18 protein-coding genes and 1 pseudogene are annotated in these 23457 nt (G+C 35.6%); 12 read left to right on the forward strand and 7 right to left on the reverse strand.

Going from position 1 to position 23457, the window contains the following annotated elements:
* Positions 1-36 precede the first annotated feature (36 nt).
* Positions 37-1248: an ROK family protein gene (locus LDL57_RS07910; RefSeq protein WP_180559891.1), complete on the forward strand. Its 1212-nt coding sequence runs from the start codon at positions 37-39 to the stop codon at positions 1246-1248.
* Between the two features lie 114 nt (positions 1249-1362).
* Positions 1363-2043, forward strand: coding sequence for a dethiobiotin synthase (bioD, locus tag LDL57_RS07915; RefSeq protein ID WP_180559890.1), 681 nt, complete (start codon positions 1363-1365; stop codon positions 2041-2043).
* Between the two features lie 51 nt (positions 2044-2094).
* On the opposite strand, the gene LDL57_RS07920 is transcribed toward bioD, so the two are convergent.
* The 3 genes and pseudogenes from LDL57_RS07920 to LDL57_RS07930 all read right to left on the reverse strand — a co-directional run bounded on the left by LDL57_RS07920 (position 2095) and on the right by LDL57_RS07930 (position 3526).
* Positions 2095-2343: a DUF1161 domain-containing protein gene (locus LDL57_RS07920; protein ID WP_180559889.1), complete on the reverse strand. Its 249-nt coding sequence runs from the start codon at positions 2341-2343 to the stop codon at positions 2095-2097.
* Between the two features lie 28 nt (positions 2344-2371).
* Entirely contained in the window at positions 2372-2689 is a 318-nt protein-coding gene (locus LDL57_RS07925; RefSeq protein WP_180559888.1) for a DUF1283 domain-containing protein, read from the reverse strand.
* Between the two features lie 79 nt (positions 2690-2768).
* Positions 2769-3526 (reverse strand): annotated as a pseudogene (locus LDL57_RS07930) (SDR family NAD(P)-dependent oxidoreductase).
* Between the two features lie 267 nt (positions 3527-3793).
* Between LDL57_RS07930 and LDL57_RS07935 the strand changes: the two are divergent.
* The 3 genes from LDL57_RS07935 to LDL57_RS07945 all read left to right on the forward strand — a co-directional run bounded on the left by LDL57_RS07935 (position 3794) and on the right by LDL57_RS07945 (position 6185).
* The gene (locus LDL57_RS07935) at positions 3794-4552 is read left to right on the forward strand and encodes a CDP-diacylglycerol diphosphatase (RefSeq protein ID WP_180559886.1); all 759 of its coding nucleotides are present in this window, start codon (positions 3794-3796) and stop codon (positions 4550-4552) included.
* Positions 4553-5323: 771 nt separating this feature from the next.
* Complete coding sequence (locus tag LDL57_RS07940) at positions 5324-5824, forward strand: bactofilin family protein (protein WP_180559885.1); 501 nt, start codon at positions 5324-5326, stop codon at positions 5822-5824.
* A gap of 97 nt (positions 5825-5921) precedes the next feature.
* On the forward strand, positions 5922-6185 hold the full coding sequence (locus LDL57_RS07945) for a hypothetical protein (RefSeq protein WP_225505352.1): 264 nt from the start codon (positions 5922-5924) through the stop codon (positions 6183-6185).
* A gap of 402 nt (positions 6186-6587) precedes the next feature.
* On the opposite strand, the gene LDL57_RS07950 is transcribed toward LDL57_RS07945, so the two are convergent.
* The gene (locus tag LDL57_RS07950) at positions 6588-7904 is read right to left on the reverse strand and encodes an aryl-sulfate sulfotransferase (RefSeq protein ID WP_180559883.1); all 1317 of its coding nucleotides are present in this window, start codon (positions 7902-7904) and stop codon (positions 6588-6590) included.
* A 705-nt stretch (positions 7905-8609) separates the two neighbouring features.
* On the opposite strand from LDL57_RS07950, the gene LDL57_RS07955 reads away from it, so the two are divergent.
* Positions 8610-10667: a hypothetical protein gene (locus LDL57_RS07955; RefSeq protein ID WP_225505353.1), complete on the forward strand. Its 2058-nt coding sequence runs from the start codon at positions 8610-8612 to the stop codon at positions 10665-10667.
* 233 nt (positions 10668-10900) lie between these two features.
* Here the strand turns inward: LDL57_RS07955 and LDL57_RS07960 are convergent, their stop codons facing one another.
* The gene (locus tag LDL57_RS07960; RefSeq protein ID WP_180560074.1) at positions 10901-11491 is read right to left on the reverse strand and encodes an NAD(P)H-dependent oxidoreductase; all 591 of its coding nucleotides are present in this window, start codon (positions 11489-11491) and stop codon (positions 10901-10903) included.
* 229 nt (positions 11492-11720) lie between these two features.
* Between LDL57_RS07960 and yafC the strand changes: the two genes are divergently transcribed.
* Entirely contained in the window at positions 11721-12632 is a 912-nt protein-coding gene (gene yafC, locus LDL57_RS07965; RefSeq protein WP_180559881.1) for a DNA-binding transcriptional regulator YafC, read from the forward strand.
* Between the two features lie 12 nt (positions 12633-12644).
* Here the strand turns inward: yafC and dkgB are convergent, their stop codons facing one another.
* The gene (gene dkgB / locus LDL57_RS07970; protein ID WP_225505354.1) at positions 12645-13451 is read right to left on the reverse strand and encodes a 2,5-didehydrogluconate reductase DkgB; all 807 of its coding nucleotides are present in this window, start codon (positions 13449-13451) and stop codon (positions 12645-12647) included.
* A gap of 286 nt (positions 13452-13737) precedes the next feature.
* Here dkgB and LDL57_RS07975 point away from each other — a divergent pair, with 286 nt between their 5' ends.
* Entirely contained in the window at positions 13738-14067 is a 330-nt protein-coding gene (locus tag LDL57_RS07975) for a helix-turn-helix transcriptional regulator (RefSeq protein WP_225505355.1), read from the forward strand.
* Positions 14061-15377 (forward strand): type II toxin-antitoxin system HipA family toxin, encoded by a 1317-nt coding sequence (locus LDL57_RS07980; RefSeq protein WP_180559879.1) that lies wholly within the window; start codon positions 14061-14063, stop codon positions 15375-15377. Before LDL57_RS07975 ends, LDL57_RS07980 begins: the two co-directional genes overlap by 7 nt.
* 188 nt (positions 15378-15565) lie before the next feature.
* On the opposite strand, the gene LDL57_RS07985 is transcribed toward LDL57_RS07980, so the two are convergent.
* Entirely contained in the window at positions 15566-16243 is a 678-nt protein-coding gene (locus LDL57_RS07985; protein ID WP_180559878.1) for an ankyrin repeat domain-containing protein, read from the reverse strand.
* Positions 16244-16858: 615 nt separating this feature from the next.
* Here LDL57_RS07985 and LDL57_RS07990 point away from each other — a divergent pair.
* The 3 genes from LDL57_RS07990 (at position 16859) to LDL57_RS08000 (ending at position 23423) form a co-directional block, all read left to right on the forward strand.
* Positions 16859-17029 carry a hypothetical protein gene (locus tag LDL57_RS07990; RefSeq protein WP_180559877.1) on the forward strand — a complete coding sequence of 57 codons (171 nt, stop codon included), beginning with the start codon at positions 16859-16861 and terminating at the stop codon, positions 17027-17029.
* A 257-nt stretch (positions 17030-17286) separates the two neighbouring features.
* Positions 17287-19965 (forward strand): hypothetical protein, encoded by a 2679-nt coding sequence (locus LDL57_RS07995; RefSeq protein WP_225505357.1) that lies wholly within the window; start codon positions 17287-17289, stop codon positions 19963-19965.
* Positions 19941-23423 (forward strand): pentapeptide repeat-containing protein, encoded by a 3483-nt coding sequence (locus tag LDL57_RS08000; protein ID WP_180559875.1) that lies wholly within the window; start codon positions 19941-19943, stop codon positions 23421-23423. Before LDL57_RS07995 ends, LDL57_RS08000 begins: the two co-directional genes overlap by 25 nt.
* Positions 23424-23457: the final 34 nt, after the last annotated feature.

Below are 23457 nucleotides of genomic sequence, written 5' to 3' on the forward strand. Positions count from 1 at the left end.
ATTGCAATTGATTTTAATACATTGAGTAAAATTTTTATGAATCAGCAAGTAGGGCATACTGATCAAATAAAACAGATCAACTTAAAGCTTGTCTATCGACTTATCGATCAATTTGGATCTATATCTCGAATTTCTTTGGCAAAAAAAGCCCGACTAGCGCCAGCTAGTATCACAAAAATTACCAGAGAACTTATTAATGCACACTTGATAAGAGAGGTCGAATTCCCTGATTTAGGTTTTAGGGGGAGGCCAATAACTGGCTTGGAAATTGTTAGCCAAGGTTGGCAGTTTTTATGTATTAGGATTAATAAGGGTTCATTAATTCTATCGTTATATGAACTAAATAATAAACTTTTACATGAAGACATTACTGAGCTAATTGCCAATGATAATGACTCATTTAACGAGCAGCTATTAACAAAAATCGAATATTTTTTTTCCTGCCATCAAGGTTGTTTAGAGCGATTGGTAGCAATTAGTGTAATTACTAATGCTATTATTAATTCCATCGATGGCATTATAATTAGCTCACCTTATTATAGTATTAAAAATTTTCCACTAAGAGAACGTTTAGAAACTCGTATTGGTCTACCTATCTATTTGCAAAATTGTACTACTGCCTGGACCATGAGTGAGTTTTTTTCCGATACATCTAAGTATAAAAAAAATATAATTCAAATCGTGGTTGATGATCATGTCAGTGCTTGTATTGTGACTAAAGGGAGTATCCTACCTTTAGGTAATAGTCATGCAATTGAAATTGGGCATATAAATATCAATTTTGAGGGGGTAGATTGCTATTGTGGTAACCAGGGTTGTTTGGAAACTCATATTGCAATCCCACAAATATTAAAAAAAGTTCAATCTATCGCTCATCAATATCCCAATTCTATCCTAAATAAAGAAAAAATCTCTATCCATGATTTTTGTCAGGCTATTAACCTGCAAGATCCAATTGCTGTTGATATTCTAGAGAAGGTAGGCCGACAAATCGGTAATACCCTTGCTGTAATGGTTAATATTTTCAATCCCCAATTAATTTTAATTGGCTCGCCTTTAAATGAAGTAAAAAATCAACTATTTCCTGTCATTAGTAAACATATTCTACAAAAATCTTTACCTTGTTACCAAAATAAAATGTCCCTTGTAGCCACTAAATTTAATAATGAAGGAACAATATTAGCTACCGCTATTATCAAAGATGCCTTATATAATGGTTCTCTATTGGCTAAATTAATGAAAGGATAAAAATTTGGCAAAAACGAATTAAGTAAAAAATTGAGCTAACGCAATTTTCTAAAAAAATACAATATCTTAAACTTCTTCAAAATTTCTTAATCTATTATAGATAAGGTTTAAGATATGTTGACAAGTTTATTTATAACAGGAACAAATACCCATGTAGGTAAAACAATTGCTACCCGTGCTTTATTGCAATCACTCAACAATAACGCTGGCAGTGCAATAGGTTATAAGCCTATTATAGAGACAAAATTTCAAAAGACATCAGTCGTGGATGAACTAACCAAATTTACCAGTACTATTATACAATCATCACCTATTTCTCTAACTGCTAATGAAATAAATCCAATAATCATTCAAAATAGCCAAGAACAAGAGTCAGTTATTGATTTTAATGAAATTAATAAAAAAATAACTATTCTAAAGCAAAAAGCCAATTATATTATTATTGAAGGTTGTGGAGGGTGGCGTCACTTACTTAATCAGCAAACGTTTTATTCCGACTGGGTGATCCAACAGAAAATACCCGTTATTTTAGTTGTTGGTATACAACCCGGCTGTATTAATCATGCTCTATTAACAGCACACGCTATTATTCAAGACGGCGTTAGTTTAATTGGATGGATAGCCAATCGTATTAATCCTGGTTTAACTTGTTATGCGCAAATTATTGATAGGTTACAGTGTCACATACCAGCACCTAAACTAGGGGAAATTCCTTATTTACTGAGGCCGGAAGAGCGGGATTTATCTGAGTATATAGATAAAAAGCTGTTAAAAAACATGATTAGAAATTGCTAATACTAAAACAAAAAAGGGTGCATCTTTAATGTCACCCTTAATCATTAAGTACTAATAATGTAGGAAGCGGGTATAAACAATTTTAAATTTATCATCTTGACAATGACCAACAACTTTAACTTTTGTTGCATCTACTTGTTTAGTTGGTAAAATCTCTAGTTTAAATGCATTCAAGGAAACGCCTTTTTTAACAATTTTGTCTGTAATATCCTGCTTAATATTTTCACAAGAAGATGATGCTAGTGCCATCGTTGGTACGGCAAAACATAGCAATAAGCTTAATAAAGATATTTTTTTCATGTCCATTCCCTTAAGGTTTAAAACATTTTTAAGCACGTATAGGTTGCCCTGTATTACTGTCCAAACAACGTTTAGTTTTAGATTCCCAATAAGCACTCAATTTACTACTTTTATAGCAAGCCTCACTTTCGTCAATTGCCTTATCTAACTTATCAAACTCCTTTTCTGTCCGTTTATTAACTTTTTTACGTAATAGTTGCGTTTCATTCCATTGCTCTTTCTGTTCACGCGCTTGTTCTTTTGTTAAAGCACTATTACCATCATGAACAAATAATTCTACCGCCGAAACAGTTCCGATAGACAAATAACCAGCCAATAAAGCTAATATTGATATATTTTTAAACATAATTTACCACCTTCTTATTAGTAAAAAAATATTTACTCTAGTTAAATAGAGCTATATTATAACAAAATATATTTAAAGATTAGCAATTATCGTTATAAAATTCTCTATCTATGCTTAGGCCAGCAAATGATTGGCAAACAGGCATCATTTCCAAAATATTAATATTAACATGTGCAGGTAACGTTGAAACCCATAAAACAGCTTCAGCAATATCTTCTGCTGTTAAGGCATTGGCGCCTTTATAAGTTTCGGATACTTTTTCTGCATCACCTTTAAATCGTATATTAGAGAATTCCGTTCCGGATACCAAACCTGGCTCAATATCCGTTATCCTTATTTTTTTGCCTTGTAAATCAGCACGTAAATTTAAAGAAAATTGTTTTACAAAGGCTTTAGTGGCACCATATACATTTCCTCCCTTATATGGCAAATAGCTGCAATGGAACCAATATTAATGATGTGACCATGATTAGCAGCTACCATTGCTGGTAATATTGCGCGCGTCATATGAACTAATCCTTTCACATTAGTATCAATCATAATATCCCAGTCATCTGTATTAGCCGTTTCAGCGGTATCTAAGCCTAAAGCTAGACCAGCATTATTTACCAGTACATCAACTTTTTTAAAATTTAAGTTATTAACTACATCATTAATGGCTTGCTTATCCATTATATCTAGCAGGATAGGGTGAAAATTTTTTCCTAACTGCTGATGCAGTTTTTTTAACCTTGTTTCTCGTCGACCTGTACCAATAACAATGTGGCCATTAGCAATAAATTTTTTAGTTATTGCCTCACCAAACCCCGAGGTAACACCAGTGACAAAAATTATCATTATTTACCTTCTTTTATTATTATGATTCTAATTAGCTGTAAGTAAAAAACCTCGCATAAAAAGAGTCAAGTAATATCTTTAAAGCATGCTAGCTGCGTATTAAAGTTACATTCCGTTAAAAAAGAAAAATAATTAGCACATTAAATTAACAAATAGATAGAATAAACTTACATATACCTTATACTGGATGAGCAATAAACGCTGATAGTCGCGCTAAATCAGCCATTCTAAAATGCTTTTAAGGAAATTTTTATAATAGGATTTTTTATGAAAAAAACTATCAAATTAGTCCTCAAGATATTTTTTGCTTTACTTTTATCTATATTAATTTATTTTGCCTATATAAAAATAAATAGTGATAAGTTATGGCAAGCTATTAATCAACAATGTATCCCTCAGTTTAAAAATGGCAATTTACAATCTCCATGTATCAAAGTTGACCAACAACATCGGTATGTTATTTATAAGGACATGAAGGGACCATTACATGATTTATTATTACCGTTAGATAAAATCTCTGGCATTGAAAGTCCTATTTTGCAACAAAAAAATACAGAAAATTATTTCATGTTAGCATGGCAAAATCGGGAGCTATTTATAAAATCAGCCAATAAACCCATCAATGAGCAATTTCTTTCTCTTGCTATAAACTCAAAATATGGTCGCACACAAGAGCAATTACACATTCATTTAGCCTGTTTAAAACCTGAAGTCTATCAATCAATAAAAGAAAATGAGCATACCATAACCGCGAACTGGCAACCCTTAAAGGAAAGAATTAATAGTCATCAATACCTAGCCATTAAAGTTTTCGCGTCAGACATAAATAAAATATCACCCTTTAATTATCTAGAAAAGTATGTCGCAGAGCAGGGTGATAATATTGCCTATTATGGCTTAGCGATGATACCCAGCACACAAAAAAATGAGTTTATTTTGTTGGCAAGCCGATTAAAATTGCTCGATTTCAATCTTGGTTCAGCGGGGACAATTCAAGATTATCAGTGCAAATTAAGTGATAATTAACGCTATTTTTAATAATAAAACATCAGTAAAAAAGTGGCTAATCTAATAGATAATTAGTCGCTTTTAATTATACTTTTAATATAAATTATCATTTAAAATAACTATCAAATTCATTATATTACTTCAACAAAATAACGCTTATCTTGTTATCAAAATAGTAACGAATCACACTTATAAAATTAAAAAATTAACTTAAATAATAATTTTATAATTCTTCTGATTTAGAATAAAAGTATAAAAATTATAACATAAGTCAACATTTCTAACCGAAGATACATTGTAATATACAAAAGCTAACTAATATCATGAATAATGATTAATTTTGTTGCAATTTAGCTATTTTATAATAGGTAAAAAAGTGCTATTTATTTTCTCTATATAATAACAATCCGTATTTTGCATTATGGGAACATTAAAAAGATGATTTAATTTAAAAAATCAATCTATGAGACATGTTAATCTAGCAGTATTTAACAAAACACTAAATACCTTAACAACAACATCCGCTTTATATAAAAGTGAAACGATTAATGACATAAAATTATCATGGAGATGACAAAAAAAATTTTTACTTTACGCATCATAAACTCTGCATTTAATACTGTGCTAGTTAATTAAAATCCGGTGGAGGACTAGGTGCGATTAATCAATGTAGCAATTGTTGCATGGTGTTTTTCTATTATCATGTATTCTACTGGTTTTTTTTGGGGTTGCTTTAGCAGTGGATTAGTCTCTAGCCTGCTAATTATCTATTATTTTAGGAGAAAGATTTTGTTTAAGAAACGGGAAATTGAAAGTACAGAAAACAAACAAAGCACAGAGAATAATCTTGAAAACAAAAGTGACATGAAGACCATTATATGCGCTGAAACTTGTTTTACTGGCGATATTGTTTCAGATGCAGATATCCTTATTGATGGTAAATATATCGGCAATATTTTATGTAAACAAAACACGGTAATTGTAACAAAAACTGGCATTGTAACAGGCAGTATATTAGCTAAAAAATCAATTATCGATGGCAAAATTGAAGGTCGTGTTGAATCAAATTTAATCGAAATTCAAAAAAATGGCATGATTGAAGGTGAAATTTATAGTGAAAATCTGTCCATCGAGGATGGTGGATTCTTTATTGGAATATCGAAAAAAATCACAGTAGATCTGAATAAAAAAATACCTGAACGAAATAATGTGCAAGAACATAAAAAACATCAAAAAATTGATGCTGCAAATACGGTTGCCTTAAAAGAAAAGAAAGAAAAAGTTTCTTAATTTACTTATCGGTTAGGATCGCTGGAAACATATTTAATGTTTCCAGTTGTAACATTTCTATAGGGAAGGGTAAAATCAAGGATAACAATATGTTCACATGCATAAAAATTTTGATATTATGAATATAAATAACTCTAATTATTCAAATTTAAATCCATCAGCTGTAAAAAAAGATGACCGCATTTATCACGATTCAAAGGCAAGACCTGTTGGGATAGCAGGAAAATTTAATCGTGTTACCAACAAAGTGGAAGTCCCGCAAAATATCCCGTTGATGACACCCGAGGATAAAATGCACCTTAATCGTATGTTTGATCGCTGTTTTACTACCGCCGAAAAATACGCGCATTTAAACAGATAAAATAACTTACAGCCCCGCTTTCAATGAATTTTATAATAAATATTCGCATAATGTATATTATGTTAAATTGCCATCATTTATATGAAACGATAAAGAAATAACTATATGTATATATTATCAGTTTTTGCCACTCTCTATTAATTATCCAGGCAAGGCATCGCTTTTATTATTTCTACGCACACATATGGTTTTTCTGATGTAAAATTAGCATCATTTTTATTTACACATAATTTTCTATTTTCGTCATAATAAAAACCATTAGGACAAGCATTAGCTAAAAACGTATAAATTAACAATAATGAACCCGTTGAGATTTTCAAATTTCGCCCTCCCTTACTATTCACGATAAAAAACTTTAGGGAACGTGATTCTTATTAAAAATCACCTCCCTCTGAAATTTATTTAATTACATCCAGGCATACTTTTATAATTTACACAATCTGCCTGTATAGGATGCTCACTATATTTTGTTCCCTTTGGTGCCCATGAGTAATCAACCGCATAAGCACGATAAATCTTATTCGACTTGTATTCAACAGGATTAACGGCATTGCCATAATATGGATTGACATATTCCCATACTATTTCTCCTTCCGCCGTTATCTGAAATAACCGGCCATTTTGCCCCTCAGTAATCAAAGTATTGCCATTTGGCAAACGTTGAGCATTACTCATGAAGGAGCTATAAAAATTATATAAAGGTTGCTTAGATTTGTCAGCATTATACTCCCAGACAATTTTCATTGATTGGGGGTCAATTTCAATCACTCTGGAAGCTGAGACGATGTTATTTTCTGCCTGTGGAAAGCCTGCTGCACCTTGGTTGTCGAATATTAATAGATTCCCTGCCCCTGGTAATCCATAAGGAATCATATGAATATTATGCGAACCTATTATCTGGTCAATTGGCCTGGGTATTCCCCCTTGATAGTTAACTGATGGAAAGTGAGGCCCTAGCCTCCAGACTATTTCACTGGTTTTACGGCAAATGATAACAGCTAAATTACCATTTCTTGAGTTGATAAGTATATTATCTGCAGCAAAGCGTTTATCTCCACTGTCATACCATTTATTTTTGCCTAATGGTGTAGCAGTATTTATATGAAATAAATTGCCAATTCTGGAACCCTTCATTATTTTTTGTTGTTGTGAGTCAAAGCCAAGCTTATCAAAGTGATCAGCAACCGACCAATGCCAAACGCTGTTTCCCTCTGGGGATATTATATCTATATAATCATCGATTATATCGTGATCCCATCCATCGATCCTTTTCTTCTTAGCTCGTAAAATAAGCATGTTACCATCAGGCAAACGCTGAATTTCATGATGCTGATGAGCAGGATCAATTTTCGAACCATATTGCCAAACAACTTTTCCTTGCCAGTTGACTTCGCCAATACTGACATTTCGCATTCCAGTAAACGGTTGATAATCTACACCATAATTATCTATAGTAGCGAGTTCAACTAAAATTTTACCTGAATTTTCGCCTGTTATAGGCCATGCAGGAAAAGCATGATAGGGCCAACGGTTAATTTCATTTCCCGTCATGTCTATAAGATAAGTTTTGGCGTCCCGACTGGCAAAAAGTATATAACCACTCCATGCCTTTGCGGGATCATAAAGTGTTGTGCCGTGTTTAATCGCCATTGGAATGGCATTAGCCGTTAAAGATAATGACATTAAATATAATGCTATAATTTTAATGATATCTTTCATCAATCACCTCCTTTTTTTATTAAAATACTCCTTTAATTATTTGGGCAGGGCATCTTTGCTTTGTCCATAAAACAACCGCTCTACGCTTTAACAGCATAACCGGATTTCCTTAGTTAAACTAACGACTATTATGCTGAGTTAAAGGATATGAGGGAATGTTAATACTTGATAAAAATCGATTAGTTAATTAAAAATAGGTACTAAAAAACAATTAAAATAACTAAAAAACCGCTCCATTAATATCCTGAACGCAAAACTATCCATTAATTAAGTGGCTATGATCCCCCTCTTCATGCCGCTGCAAAAAGTTTGAATTCTAAAGGGGTAAATTTTTTAGCTAGCTTTAACATAGGCTCCCACAACCCCGATTAGGGGTATCACCTGATACCCCATTCTGCCATCTTCTTGTCATAGTATAACCACTCTCCGGCTATAACTGCCTTAATCGTCGTTAGTGTGTCTCCTATATTGCAATAACTGGGCGACAAGTTTCAGCGGTTTGAGAACCGAAGGTCTAGAGCAGTATGCTGGCTCTGTTTCGGTGTTGTACACATACCAAAGCTGCTACCGCCCTTTAGCGTACTGACTATGGCGATAAAACCAGAGCAGACTGACCGGGGAACAATGAACGTTAATGCTGATCATGAAAAAATCTCAACAGGCTGCATTATACATTGATTTAACCAATTAGAGACTTTACTAAAAATGACTACATCACTTAATACTTACTTCAGAGCTTTTCAAGCATCAGATAACCTGGCTTACGCCGCGGGAAACTATGATAATTCGATGATGACAAAATTTGCCAAGTGTGCTGTCGGTGTCCTAACACTGGGTTTGGGATATGGGATCCTCTATCTTGTCGAACGGTATGCCAATGTAAATCCCAAAATTCATGAATTTTGCTATAACGCTAAAGCTATCGCGGATGAATTATCAGTAGCGATCGAGAATGGTAAAGACCATATAACAGTCACTTTAGATAATGGCCAGGAAATAACAATTCAACAAGATGGATGCAATCTACTGTTACGATCTCAAAACGAGCAGACGCAAATATTGAATGAAATGGATTTGGCAAAACTTTATCACAAAATCATTGATGACATTGAGTCCAATCCGGGGATCTATAGAATAGAGCTACCTAAAGAAGTGGAAATTAAAAATTCAAAAGAACCGCTAACTATATCCGAATTAGTAAAATTTATATCAAAATTAGTAGAACTAAATAACAAAATATCTGCTGATGATTGCTTATTGTTACGAAAGTCACCAGATGGAAACTATTTTTACGTGGCTAAAATGGAAGAGGTAAATAAGTCTAGCACACTGCACTTTCGCGCAAATCAAGCGGCTGAATTCATTGGGAATATGCTAGGGAAAGAGATTAAAACAAATCTCAGTATGGCTGACTTTGCCATACTGACATCACCACACGTCCCCGTCAGTCCGACACAGGCCTTTAATAAACCGGTATGTAGTACACCGTCAGAGGTTACAATGCGTTGGATAACGACATTAGCTCAAGCCTTAACTAAATTCGAGAATACAGAGCAGCAAAAAAAACTGATAACGGATTTGTTACAGGCGCAAAAAAGTCGCTGGTTGGCCCATGATATGAACTTGGAAAAAACTGTAAAATCGCTCACTAACGACAGTAATGCTCTGCGTAGCGATGGATTAAACGATTTAGCAAATCTGGCCTATTGTGAAAATTCTCCTGCGACAGATTTAGTATATCTTTTACCTAGAAATGAAAGAGATCTTCATTTGACGCGACTACACGATAATATTTATGGCAGGTATTTTGAATCAGTCTGGATCGCTGAGCTTGTCAATAATCCTCCTCAAGAGGTATTGAACGTGATGCATGCTATTGGAAATGGAATAGCGGATTTATTGGAAAGCCAAGCGGACTCAACACAAAGAACGTTGGTAGAATATTTACAAAAACGTGTTAAAGGTGATACAAGATTTTGGTTTAATCAAGTAGATGGTATTAGCCAATTTCCTGTATCTGCTTGGCCAAAATCAAAGGAATTACTGCTAAAACTATTACGTAATGAAATAACCAATGGGTTTGAAAGTATTGTTATCCCCTATTTATCCGTTAAGTTATTTAATGGCTTTTCTCAAATAGATAACTTAAGAAATGCCCCTTGGTACCAACAGATCAACTCAAATTACAAATCTGTGCTTACTCCACACCGAGGTCGCACTGACTCAACCCCAAACAATCCTGTTTCCCCTGCTGCAGGGATAACGCTGCGGCATCAATTAGCCGCAGTGTCAGAAAGCTGGATGACAATAACCGACAGACCGGCATTGCATTACAAACCTAAACTACATCAGAAAATAACTCCTATGCTTACCGCCCTGCGAAATGGGATCCCTTATAGTGCCGGGATATCTGGCTCAACGAACATTATGCTTGGTATTGTGTCATACCTACGTGAGCAAGGTCTGAACATCGACCCTAATTTTGCGCTGCTTGGCACCATGATGTTTATGACTTACGATGGCGGACACTCACCGCACGAGGTTTTATGGACGGCAAACCAATTTGGACCTAAAGTAGGATTTGACTTCAGCACACACTTAAATAATGAGACAACAAAATTCGCCCCATTAGATTTTGTTTCTGATTATCAGTTGTTCGCTAATATGTATAACGAAACCGGTTGTGAAAAGGCCATGCAGGATGCAATTGCTCTCGCTTTTGAAAAGACGATATCGCATTGTGAAAAATTAGGCAAACGATAATGCTGCTAATCACAGCTTGCCAAGCGTCAGGGCCAAAATAACTTCGCAGAAATAGCCATTACGCTCTGAGGAGAGAATGCGGGCTGTTAAACAGCCCCACTCATCTTCTATGTCCGCTGTTCCATTTTATACGCTACCCTATGTTATGTATAACCCCTTGCCCGCCAAAAGGTTTTATAGCCTCATGGTAGTGAAATAAATTCAGTGTCTGTGTTAGCAGCGAATACACCCAATTACTGCCATGAACCAAACACATTGCTCAAATGTAAACGATACTCTTCGATATAAGCTTGAACATTAGGAGACTTAATCACATCATTAACAATAAATGTTGATAAAGGTTCCATACCCAGAAATTGATTAGCCTTATGAAAAGCTAAATAAACACCATCTACACCGGCCGCATTAAAAAATTGGCTTTCATCGGTAAAAGCTTCTAAAGGTGCATTCCAGGTTAGTGATAACATATATTTCTTGCCCTGAATTAACCCACCCGAGCCATATTTCTTACTAGCATCTGAGCGGGTGCGTCCATCGCTGGCATACAATAAGCCGTGACCTTGGGTAAAAACTTCATCCATATATCTTTTCACCGTCCATGGCGCGCCCATCCACCATCCCGGCATCTGCCAAATAATCACATCAGCCTGTAAAATTTTTTGTACTTCAGCGTTAACATCATATTGGCTGTCAGCATGTACCACTTCAACAGCATGACCTATTTCAGCTAAATAATTTTCTGCTACTCTAGTTAGCGTATCATTTAATTGACCCCCAGAATGGCCAAATTTTTTGCCGCCATTAATAATTAAGATACTACTCATCATAACCTCTAATTAACTTCGTTATAATTATAATAGGCGGTAAAAAACCACGCTTAAATGAAGAGAATGTATAAAATTATTTGCTTATATAACAATAATCTGATCAATGACTAAAATCACTACTAAACAAATGGTATTATTTTTATTGGTGGTCAAAAAATTAATTTTAAAGTTATCTAATTTGTTTAGCTTGCCTAAGCATTAGTAACTGGCTGTAGGAATAATATTAATGAAAGCAAATTCTGAAGAGTTGATGATTTTTGTATCAGTAGTAGAAAATGGCAGCTTTAGCCAAGCAGCAGAACAACTGCAATTAGCCAATTCTTCTGTTAGTCGAGCAGTAAAAAAACTGGAAAAAAAACTTGGTGTCAGCTTGCTTAATCGTACTACTAGGCAACTTAGTTTAACTGATGAAGGCAAACACTATTTCAACCGTATTCAACATGCATTGCAAGAAATGACGGCGGCTGAAAATGAGTTGATGGAATCTAAAGATAGGCCAAGTGGTTTATTACGTATTGATGCAGCAACTCCTGTGGTGTTGCACTTACTGATGCCAATGATCAAAACGTTCCGTATGCGTTATCCTGAAATAACAATATCGCTGATCTCTTCCGAAAGTTATATCAATCTTATTGAACGCAAAGTTGATATCGCTATTCGTGCAGGTAAGCTAGCTGACTCTAGTTTACGAGCTAGATTACTTTTTTCCAGCAGACGAAAAATCGTTGCTTCACCAGAATATTTACAACAATTTGGTGTTCCCCAAACGATTGATGAGTTACAAAATCACCTTTGTTTAGGTTTTACTGAACCCGGTTCTCTGAATAGTTGGCCAATATCCGAGCACTCCGGCCAACAACATACAATAGCTGTTGGCCTTTCTTCCAATAGTGGCGAAACCCTTAAGCAGCTCTGTTTAACCGGTAACGGTATTGCATGCCTGTCCGATTTTATGATCGATAAAGAGATCGCCGCTGGTCAACTTGTTGAGTTGTTTGTTGAGCAACGTTTACCACTGACAATCCCCTTCCATGCAGTATATTACAGTGATCAGCCAGTCAGTGTAAGGATCCGAATATTTATTGATTATCTAATTGAATTTCTAAATAGCTCCCGCAGGAGCCTAATTCATGATTAAAAACAACAAAATTTAATTATCCCATTTAGGAGCCAATCCTTCAGGGCTAACCAGACGTTCATCACGATCAAGCGTTGCTATTACAGCCATATCTTCGCTATCTAGTTTCAATTCAACCGCTTTTAAATTACTGGCTAAATTTTCCCGTTTTGTTGAAGATGGGATCACACTATAACCTAGCGCCATCGCCCAGGATAATATTACCTGTGCCGGCGTAGCCTGATGTTTTTTAGCTATCTGATGGATAACTTCATCTTGCAACGCTTTACCATAAGCCAATGTCATATAAGAAGTAATATGTATTCCGTGCTCTTTTGCCCAGGCGGTAACACGGCGATTTTGCAAATATGGCGACAGTTCAATCTGATTGGTCGCAATGTGTTCTATGCCAACGGCGGCTACAGCTTGTTGCATTAAATCAATAGTAAAGTTCGACACACCAATTTCACGTGTTAGTCCCATTTCTTTGGCTGTTAATAAAGCCTCCATACTTTCCTTAACACTAACCACGTTATTGGGAGACGGCCAATGAATTAAGGTTAAGTCGACATAATCTGTGCCTAGTTTGTGCAAACTCTGTTGAAGACTAGCGATTAATTTTTCTTTACTCAGATTTTCTGTCCATATTTTTGTCGTAATATAGATATCTTGACGTGGTACTGCACTCTCTTTTATTGCTTGCCCTACATCAGCTTCATTATCATAAATTTGCGCCGTATCAATAGCACGATAGCCCAATTCAAGCGCATTTTTTATCGATGAGATCACAACATCACTTTTAAGACGAAAAGTACCTAATCCAAAAGCAGGAACTGACATAAAAACCTCTTAGCATTAAATGTATGAATGATTATTGTTAGAAAATTAAGCTTAATAATAAAGTATCAGATTGGCACAAATTTTTTGCTGATTGAGCAATAATTGTTTTTTAACTGCTTTTTTATAACCTATATAATGTCCTTATATATGAACTTTAAGCGCTATTATTGTAAATAAAGTCCCCGCTTAAGCACATTATACAATAACATGATAAAGCCATCATAATGTGCTAATATATACTCATAAATGCCACTTTAGTGCTTTAATGTGCTTAAATGAGGATACTATGAGCATAGTTGAAAAATCAGCTTCAGCGATTGCAGCAGAATTAGGCGGACGTTTAAAACAAGCTCGATTAAATCATGATTTAACTCAAGCTGAAGTAGCTGAAATGGCCGGTATCAGCCGAAAAACAGTTCTCAATGCGGAAAAAGGTAATGTCCAATTAGAAATCTTAATCGCTATTATGGCAGCATTAAATTTGCTTGAACAATTGAATCTGTTTTTGCCTAAACAAGATATCTCGCCTATTCAACTTGCTAAGTTACAGGGTAAAAAAAGACAACGCGCATCTGGACATAGAAAAAATAATACAGAGGATTTAACAGAATGGTAATGGAAGTTATTAATGTCACCTATAAAGAATATGAGGTGGGAGCAGTAAGTTTTGATACCAGCCAAGGTTTAGGTTTTTTTGAATACAATGCCAGCTTTATTAAACAAGGGATCGAGTTATCGCCATTAAAAATGCCATTAGCAACGCGTATTTACAGTTTTCCCGAATTGAATTTTAATACCTTTAAAGGATTACCTGGTTTAATCGCTGATTCGTTACCCGATGACTTTGGGAATGCGGTACTTAATGCCTGGGTTGCAACGATGGGTAAATCACCTGATACCATTACACCATTACAGCGACTACAATATACCGGTAAAAGAGGAATGGGCGCGTTGGAATATGTGCCTGCAACCAGGATCAAAAGTCTCAATGCTTCACAACACGTTGAGATCAGTTCTCTGGTTGCTATCACTCAAGAAATTCTTGATTCAAGGCAAAAATTTACCGTTGAGCTGCATAAAAATGGTCAGGAAAATCGCGAAGCGATGATGGCACTACTTTCCGTTGGTATGAGTGCTGGTGGCGCGCGACCAAAAGCCGTTCTTGCTTTTAATCAAGATTTTACCCAGGTTCGTTCTGGACAAACCCATATTCCAGACGGTTTTACCCATTATTTAATAAAGTTCGATGGTGTTAGTGAACATAATAAAAATCAACAAACCTTTGGTGATCCAGTCGGGTTTGGTGCAATGGAATATGTTTATTATTTGTTGGCAACCCGCTGTGGCATAGAGATGATGCCTTGTCAGCTACTCCCTGAAGGTAATAGACGCCATTTTATTACTGAGCGCTTTGATCGTTTTGGTAATAAAAAACGCCATGTACAAACCTTAAATGGCCTTGCTCATGTTGATTACAAAAAACCAGGCTCTTTCTCCTACGCCGAATTATTCGCTGTTGCGAGACAATTAAAACTTTCAGCCAAAGAAGCAGAACAACTACTAAAAAGAATGACGTTTAATATTGTAGCTCGTAACCATGATGATCACGCTAAAAATTTTTCTTTTATGTTAAAAGGCGATAAGTGGATGTTAGCCCCTGCCTACGATTTAGCTTATAGCTACAAGCCCGGCAGTAAATGGGTAAACAGCCATTGGATGAGCTTAAACGGGAAACTTGACAATTTTTCTCGCCAGGATTTTTACTCATTAGAAAAACTAAGCCCCCTGTTTACTCGAGATATGATCAACGGAATTATTGATGAAACGATAGAGAAAGTTTCACAGTGGCAAAAACTGGCGGTAGAGTATGAAGTACCTACTTTGTTAGCTCAGGAAATTAACGCAAATTTATGTTTAAATATCTAGTATAGTGTCTATTTACTAATCAACGGTAACTTAGCTGTCCGGCAATCATCCGGACAGTTTTAGCTAACATTTTAATGCGTAATTGGCTGTTGCTATTACCATAACTGATAAAGTTCAACTTGCGGCGTTAATTTTAACTGAAAAAACGCAAAATCTTGCTGTTGCTTTTTCCAGAAACTGTTGATCACTCATTCTTTGGCTCCTGCATTTTGTAAAATATGCACAAGTTGTTGATAACCTTTTTGTTTAGCTAACTTTAATGGTGTATTACCTAAATTATCAGTTAAGTTAACATCAGCACCACCATTAATTAATTGTTGCACTATCTGAACGTATTTATTACTACCATCACCAAGAATAATCGCTTCAATTAATGCCGTCCAACCCAGACGATTGACATGATTAACATCTACACCAGCGTCAATCAATATTTGTACTACTTGTACATGGCCCCGTTCTGCTGCCGGGATCAAAGCCGTTCCACCATAACGATTAATACTTTTTAAATCAGCGCCATGAGTCAATGTCATGATTAAAATTTCTTTCAATCCCTTAGCTCCAGCATAGAGATAAGGTGAATCCAAGCTGGCATCTTTCGCATTAACATCTGCCCCATGTTCAATCAAAAATCGTGCAACTTGAATTTGATTAGTATGAGTAGCCGCCATTAAAGGTGTACGTAAACGCCAATCGCGTTGTTCTAGATCAGCGCCATTTTTAAATGCATGTTCAATTGCCAATAAATCGCCAGTTTCTGCATATTTAATTAAATTTATCTTGGCTGATTGTGCCATCGCACAGGCTATCAATAATAGTGACAATACGATTCCTCCTAAGATCCATATTGGAACATGATATTTTTTCATATACGGCTCCAGCAAACCTTACTAATTTGTTAAAATCATTATTAATGAATAACGCTAATTTTAGTTTAAATAGCTAAATTCAAATGACTATTTAATTAAAAAAATCAAGAAAATATTTGCAGTATAAGTATAAAAAATAAGCCAAAATTTTTAATACAATTAATTGCAAAAAAATTTATTTTTTGCTATTAAATTTACATTAATAAATAAAATTGAAATTAATTTTCAGTTTAGCCAATAAATGGTGTAAAAGCTTTTTATTTTTAATATGTTATTTTATGTAAAAGGTTAATTTTAACTTAATAAAAAACCAACATTCTGAATTCTTAATAAATTTTTATATCACATTAATATATCAGGCATAAAGTCCTAACCCGTCTACCATTTACTTCATTGCCATATCCATTTATAAAAAATTTGATGCTATGCAATCTAATAAAAATAATTTTATTTTAAAAAACTAACAATATTCGTTATAGAATAAAAAAAGAAATAATTAAAATATTTTATTATTTAGCTATTGCTATTTCTTTATCATCATAACCACATTGGTTTAATAAATAGAGCTTAGATACTGAATCGGCAAAAGCCATCCTTTACCGAGTTGAAGAGTTTATGAAAGCCGCTGAGCTAACCAAAAAATTATCTGCCCCAATACCTGCAACAGCAATGACAACGCCGATCCCAGCAATAAGTTGTCCTCATGTTTCTTTAGAAGAACTACGCAATCAATTATTACGCACTAGAAACTTAAATCATAATTTAGATTTTATCGATTATTTCTAATTATAAAAAAAGCCATCCATTGCCGGATGGCTTCTGCTCTTAACGTAAACACCCTATTAGTTCAATATAATTGTGTTTAAAACCATTTATACCAGCCTCTTAATGATCCTAAACTGCAACATGATTAAAATAAGTAATGTATTGGTCAATATTCAATCATTAATACTTTTGTTACAATAATAAATTGTTAATAAATATTTACTATTGTTAATATTTGGTTTATTAATTGTTTTTTTATTAAAAATAAAGGACTGTTAATGCCAACTATAGATTCAACCCAACCATCTCCATGGTTACCCTCTGCATCAGAACCTTTACCTCATAATAAAAGCAACACTGAGCGCACAACGATTGATAACGTCGATTTGGATAAGCCAATCCAGCAAGGTAAAAAAATATCATCAAATACACCGCAGACTGAAGAACCAGGCGCTGCAACTGAAAGTAGCTCCAATATAAGTTCTGACCAAGCAGATAACAGTGTTGATACTTTGTTAATGAGACCAACCCAGCCGGTTAATATCACTTTACCCGCTTCAGAAACCGCCTTTTTTTATCATTTAGCCTATCGTGAACAGAATAGACTTTTACAACTCTTTCTGGCTAAAGAAAGTGATAACGTCAATCAATATAATAAAGCCCTGCCACCCCCTAATCTGGTTAATGAAGTCATTGATTATCTGGCAAAACATAAAAACGACGCAACAAAAATAGCAATCCTTGTTAAGCAATTATTAATTCCATTAAATGAATATGGGGCTGGTGAGAGAGAGAAAATTCCGCCAGAACATCAACAAAAAACTCTAGCAGATTGGCTACAATTGGCGGTATTCGGGATGCCTTGCGATCACTGGCTATCGAAGCAACTCGCTGACAATAAAGCAAACCCTATTTCATTACTGAATTACGCAAATCTAAAAAAATACTATTTGGAGCAGTTAAATAGTAAAACAGAATTTGGCTACCTCTCTGCCGAAGCCAAAAATTATTATCAACAACATGTTCTAAAGCGAGTAATGCCAACATTAATGTTGCAATTTAACACCCCACTTGAACATGAAAGACTACAAAAAATGACAGTAGATCAAGCGCAATGGGGCTATTTGCATGCCGGGGCGATGCTGCTGGTAGAAAATGGCGCTGAAATTGATAAAATGTCGCTGGATGACATTATTACAACTGGCATGTTACTAGACACGCTTTTACTGGCAGGAAAAACGACAGCTGAATATTCTCGTTATTTTAATTTACCCGCTACAATTCATAACCAATTAGATCCTGAAAACAAACATGATATTGCACAACTAACTGAACAAAATAGACAAACTATTTATCAGCAATATGTTAATTACTTACACCACTTCAGTCAGAATAATCCCTTTATCCAACTCAGTCAGTTATTACAAGATTGGCAAAGCCGGCCCGCGCTTGCCCGTCAACAACTAAAACTACATGCTATTGCTGAAGATTGGTTAAATACTTACTTATATAAAAATAACGAGGTTGAGTATCACAATAATCAAGGCGAAATAGCGTTATTACCCAATATCGATGAGATTTTTAAACAACAAAATCAACATATCGCTGATGTTTTTAAACAAACAGACTATGTTCTTTTACCTCAAATATTTAATGCACTTAGTGAAGAAGAACAACAATTTCTGCAACAGGCAGAAATAAATCAAGTTAAAGTTGAATATAACGCCCGAGATAGTAGCATTCATCCTCTGCCACCTGACGTAGCGGGACGAGTCGCTAACGATGGACTCATTATTCCTGTGCCTGAGGCAATTGATATGCTCAGCTGTTCGTTTAACGGAGAAGAGCGTATATATGCCTTGCAGAAAGATCAAAAAATGGCTAACTATAAATTATCACGCGTTGACCGCAAGCGAGATTTAATCTTTGATTTAATAAAAGATCATAAAAATACCCGCCATAACAAAAATTTCACCTTGAAAATCCACTCCCCTACCTTACTAAAAAAAGCGGTTGAACAGCCGAAAATAGCATTAGAAAAACTGGCCGTATTGCATGCTAACCAGCTGTTTAAAAAACTCCATGATGCAGGCGAGCAGAAAGACATCCCCCCAAAAATCGATGCTTTTTTCTTAAGTCATATTCCTTTTTATGCCTGTATTACTGAGGCGCAAAAAAGCAATGATAAAAAAACTATCGATACTGGTTTATTTGATATATTAAGTTTTTTACCCTTTTTGCAAAAAGGGCTGCAAATCGGCGGACAATTTAGTAGTGCAATGGGTGAAACTACCACTGAAAAGCTTTTAATCGCAGCAAAACAAGCAACACTTGCTCAGGCGGTAAAGCAAGATGGTAAGCACTACGTTAATACCGGCATTTCCCATAAGGAAAAAATTGTACCATCATCCGCTTACCTTGAATTGGGAGCTCCCTCTATTCACAGCGCAAATCCGGGATTTGAATTGCTGGCATCAGGAGGCCTAAAGGGGATTAATAATTTAAAAGATGCAGCCAACAAATTAAACCAAAACAATCATGGCTTAACTCCTCTCGTCGAAGCGCTGGAAAAACAAGTAAAAAATTTACCGCTCACATCGCTTAAACCCGATAAAATTGAAACCGCCTACCGGCCTGAGTTAAAAAAAACCGTTCTAGTCATTAATATCGGGAAACAACAGGGTGAAGATATCTTTGTGCAGCTAAATCCAACAACCGGCACACCCTATGGCCGAAAATATCACCGTGATGTTGCAGGTAATCTAGTATTAGCGCCTGTCCGGCTACAAGAACGTCTTTATCATCTAAAAACCCAAGGCTTAGGCGGCAAAGGCTCAAAAATGGCGGCGCAAAAGTGGCGAGAGGAAGAAAATATTTCAGCTGACCAAATACAAATGGAAAAGCGCAAAGGAATTTTGGCATTAAAAAAATATTGGCAAATCCCAACTCCATTATAGATTTAGAGGGAAAAAATTTAACTAATATAGATATGGTGGCTACTTTAAAAGGTCGCAGAAATTTCTACCGTGCCAAACTAAATAATGCTAATTTTAGCAAAGCTAATTTTACTGCTCTTAACCTGATTGAAGCTCAGATGATCGGGACTAACTTGTCTCATGCTAAGTTAACCTCAACCAGAATGAAGGCCGTTGAGTTAACCAACGCTAAGATGATAGGCGCTAACTTGTCTCATGCTAGCCTATTTTTAGCACAAATGAATGGCGTTGAGCTGACAGAAGCGATCATGAGAGGGACTTATCTGTTTCATGCTAATTTAACTTCAGCCAAAATGAACGCTGTTATCCTTACTGAAGCTGATCTGACTGACGCCAATATAACCGAGGCTAACTTAACGCAGGCTAACTTATCTTTAGCCAAAATGGTAAAGGCCAACTTAACACGCGCTAATCTAACCGATGCTAAGATGGTAGGGGCTAATTTATCTAATGCTAATTTATTTTCAGCTACAATGCATGCCGTTGATTTGACTGAAGCTAAGATGATAGGAACTAATTTGTCTTATGCTAACCTATCTTCAGCCAAAATGGGTGCGCTTGAACTAACTACAGCTAAGATGACAGGCGTTAACTTGTCTAACGCTAACCTGTTTTCAGCCAATATGAATGGCGTTATTCTCACTCAAGCTAGGATGATAGGAACTGACTTATCTAACGCTAACCTAGCTTCAGCTATCATGGATAAGGTTGATCTGATTGAAGCTAAGATGATCGGCGCTAACTTGTCTAACGCTAGCCTAATTTTAGCCAAAATGCAGGGCGCTAATCTGACGGAAGCTAATCTAACTCATGCTTGGATGACAGAGGCTAACTTAACTCACGCTAACTTATTTTTAGCCAAAATAACATATGCAAACTTAACACGCGCTAATCTTGTCTACGCTAAAATGGTAGGAGCTGACTTATCTAACGCTATCCTAACTTCAGCCATCATGAATGGCGTTGATCTCACTCAAGCTAATCTGGCTGATACCGAGATGACAAAGGGTAACTTAATTAGCGCTAATTTTTCTTTCGCTAACATGGAGCAAACAAATTTAACTGAAGCTAACTTATCCAAGGCTAAGATGACCGGAGTTGACTTATCTCACGCTAACCTATCTTCCACTAGAATGATTACTGTTGATCTTACTGAAGCCAAGATGGTAGCGGTTAACTTGTCTAGAGCTAAGCTATCTGGTGCCCAAATGCATGCAACTGATCTCACTAACGCTCATCTAACGGACGCTAGTATGTCAGATGTTGACTTAACTGACGCTAACTTATATTTAGCCAAAATGACACATGCAATCTTAACGCGCGCTAATCTTAGCAACGCTAAAATGACAGGAGCTAACATGTCTAACGTTAACCTAACTTCAGCTCAAATGAATGGCGTTGATCTGACTGAAGCTAACCTGATTCATGCTTGGATAACGAATGCAAACATGGCTGACGCTAATCTTTCTTTTGCCAATCTGGAGGGCTCATTTTTAATTAACTCTGAACTAACCAACACTAACATGATAGAAGTTAATTTGTATAAAGCCACCTTATCTTCAGCCAACATGAATGGCGTTGATCTTACTGGAGCTAATATGATAGAGGCCAACATGTCGAAGGTAAGACTGGCTAATACTAATCTTAGCAAAGCGAATTTAACTGGAGCAAATTTAACTAAAGCTAACATGGCTGACGTTAATTTTTCTTTTGCCGATATGGAGGGCTCATCTTTAGTTAACTCTGAACTAACCAACACTAACATGATAAAAGTTAATTTGTATAAAGCCACCTTATCTTCAGCCAGCATGAATGGCGTTGATCTTACTGAAGCTAATATGATAGAGGCTAACATGTCGAAGGTAAACCTGGCTAATACTAATCTTAGCAAAGCTAATTTGGCTGGAGCGGATTTGACTGAAGCTGATTTAGTTGGCGTTAACCTAACTGGCGCTAACTTAACCGGCACTAAACTAAATAAGGTTAACTTGTGCAATATTGATCTGCATAATGTTATTTTACGCGAACTCGATATTAATCAGACTAACTTTGCCGGAGCGACGCTAAACGATAGCTTAACCCTAGCGCTTCCTAACCATTGGAATGCAACTAACCTTGATATTAAGCTTAATCATTTCAATAACCAAGGTAGTCTGTTAACCAGTATTGAAAGTATCGATGATCGTTATAGTGAATTAAAAACTAAACTGGCTCTGCAATTAATTCATTCTGTTGACCAGCCAAACGTTAATCTTTCCCCTGTCAGATTGCCGCTATTAGATACCCTCAGTAAGGCTCCTTTTAATAAAAATCAACAGATTAATCAGTTTGTCAATATATTGATAGCCAGTTATCTAGAAGATCACGCTTTGCAATTACTCAGTAAGTTGGATGCCAATCCGACTATTATCACTAGCTTTCTTCACTATTTCGACCAACACCCCCATCTGATGGCTTTAAACGAATTGAATAGTGCTTTTATTCAAACCATACTGGCTGCCAGAACACAGGATATTAATACCACCAGTGCCGTTATTGCCTATCCTTTATATGAAAAATACCTAGCGTTACCTAAAATACAGCAACAATTACAGCATGAAGAAATTAAAGCTATTTTTGGTGATTATGCCGGTAATGCCGATTGGTCAGATAATGATGCACAAAATTATCTGCTATTATCACCGAAAATAGAGAAAAGAGTTTTAATCGTGGCGGAAAATGTTCTCTCGCAAATGTTGCATCCTAGCCCTAACACGAAATGGAATAACATTTTTCTTTTCCAGGATGGACGCTGTTTAAGTCCAACTGAATACAATCTGAGCCAATGTTATCATCAAGAATTCCCTTTATTTTCCGACCCATTTGCTAATAGTTTACATCAAAAAACTAAACAGTTAATTGAGACGCTAAATTTAGATAACCAACTAAAACCGCTATTTCTTGAGGCCCTATGTACTAAAAGATATGCCACAAAGCTAACAAGTAATGCCCATCAACAGAAATTAAGTGAAATTTTTTCTCAGCTGCTTGATTTTCAACAAGGTTATAGCTTGAGACAACAAAATTACCTGCAAATTATCAATTTATATGATTTGGCATTGAGTACCAATAGAACTAAAGCAGAACATTTATTCGCTTTATCAGCGGTTTTTACCCACTATTCATCCAGTAACACTTTTGGTACTGAGGGGAATTCTCCATTAATGCTGCGATATTATGCTTATGCCTTAATGGAGAAAGCTCACCAACTTGATGCAACACTACTTGGTCCGCATATATTCACTGATTGGAAAAATCGATTACTTGGAACAGGCGATGCCTTTACTTGTACATCTATGTTATACGATCAAATGGTTGATTATGCAAAAGAGCATTGTAGCGACACGTTAAAAAAAATTATCCCTGCAGCCTGGCGATAAGCTCATTGCCAGTAATATATTTAATAAGAAACAA

The organism is Arsenophonus apicola, from assembly GCF_020268605.1.
Lineage (GTDB): Bacteria > Pseudomonadota > Gammaproteobacteria > Enterobacterales > Enterobacteriaceae > Arsenophonus > Arsenophonus apicola.

Coding starts and splice junctions, on each gene's coding strand:
- LDL57_RS07910 (WP_180559891.1), top strand. CDS start 37: ATGAATCAGCAAGTAGGGCATACTGATCAAATAAAACAGATCAACTTA.
- bioD (WP_180559890.1), top strand. CDS start 1,363: ATGTTGACAAGTTTATTTATAACAGGAACAAATACCCATGTAGGTAAA.
- LDL57_RS07920 (WP_180559889.1), bottom strand. CDS start 2,343: ATGAAAAAAATATCTTTATTAAGCTTATTGCTATGTTTTGCCGTACCA.
- LDL57_RS07925 (WP_180559888.1), bottom strand. CDS start 2,689: ATGTTTAAAAATATATCAATATTAGCTTTATTGGCTGGTTATTTGTCT.
- LDL57_RS07935 (WP_180559886.1), top strand. CDS start 3,794: ATGAAAAAAACTATCAAATTAGTCCTCAAGATATTTTTTGCTTTACTT.
- LDL57_RS07945 (WP_225505352.1), top strand. CDS start 5,922: ATGCATAAAAATTTTGATATTATGAATATAAATAACTCTAATTATTCA.
- LDL57_RS07950 (WP_180559883.1), bottom strand. CDS start 7,904: ATGAAAGATATCATTAAAATTATAGCATTATATTTAATGTCATTATCT.
- LDL57_RS07955 (WP_225505353.1), top strand. CDS start 8,610: ATGACTACATCACTTAATACTTACTTCAGAGCTTTTCAAGCATCAGAT.
- LDL57_RS07960 (WP_180560074.1), bottom strand. CDS start 11,491: ATGAGTAGTATCTTAATTATTAATGGCGGCAAAAAATTTGGCCATTCT.
- yafC (WP_180559881.1), top strand. CDS start 11,721: ATGAAAGCAAATTCTGAAGAGTTGATGATTTTTGTATCAGTAGTAGAA.
- dkgB (WP_225505354.1), bottom strand. CDS start 13,451: ATGTCAGTTCCTGCTTTTGGATTAGGTACTTTTCGTCTTAAAAGTGAT.
- LDL57_RS07975 (WP_225505355.1), top strand. CDS start 13,738: ATGAGCATAGTTGAAAAATCAGCTTCAGCGATTGCAGCAGAATTAGGC.
- LDL57_RS07980 (WP_180559879.1), top strand. CDS start 14,061: ATGGTAATGGAAGTTATTAATGTCACCTATAAAGAATATGAGGTGGGA.
- LDL57_RS07985 (WP_180559878.1), bottom strand. CDS start 16,243: ATGAAAAAATATCATGTTCCAATATGGATCTTAGGAGGAATCGTATTG.
- LDL57_RS07990 (WP_180559877.1), top strand. CDS start 16,859: ATGAAAGCCGCTGAGCTAACCAAAAAATTATCTGCCCCAATACCTGCA.
- LDL57_RS07995 (WP_225505357.1), top strand. CDS start 17,287: ATGCCAACTATAGATTCAACCCAACCATCTCCATGGTTACCCTCTGCA.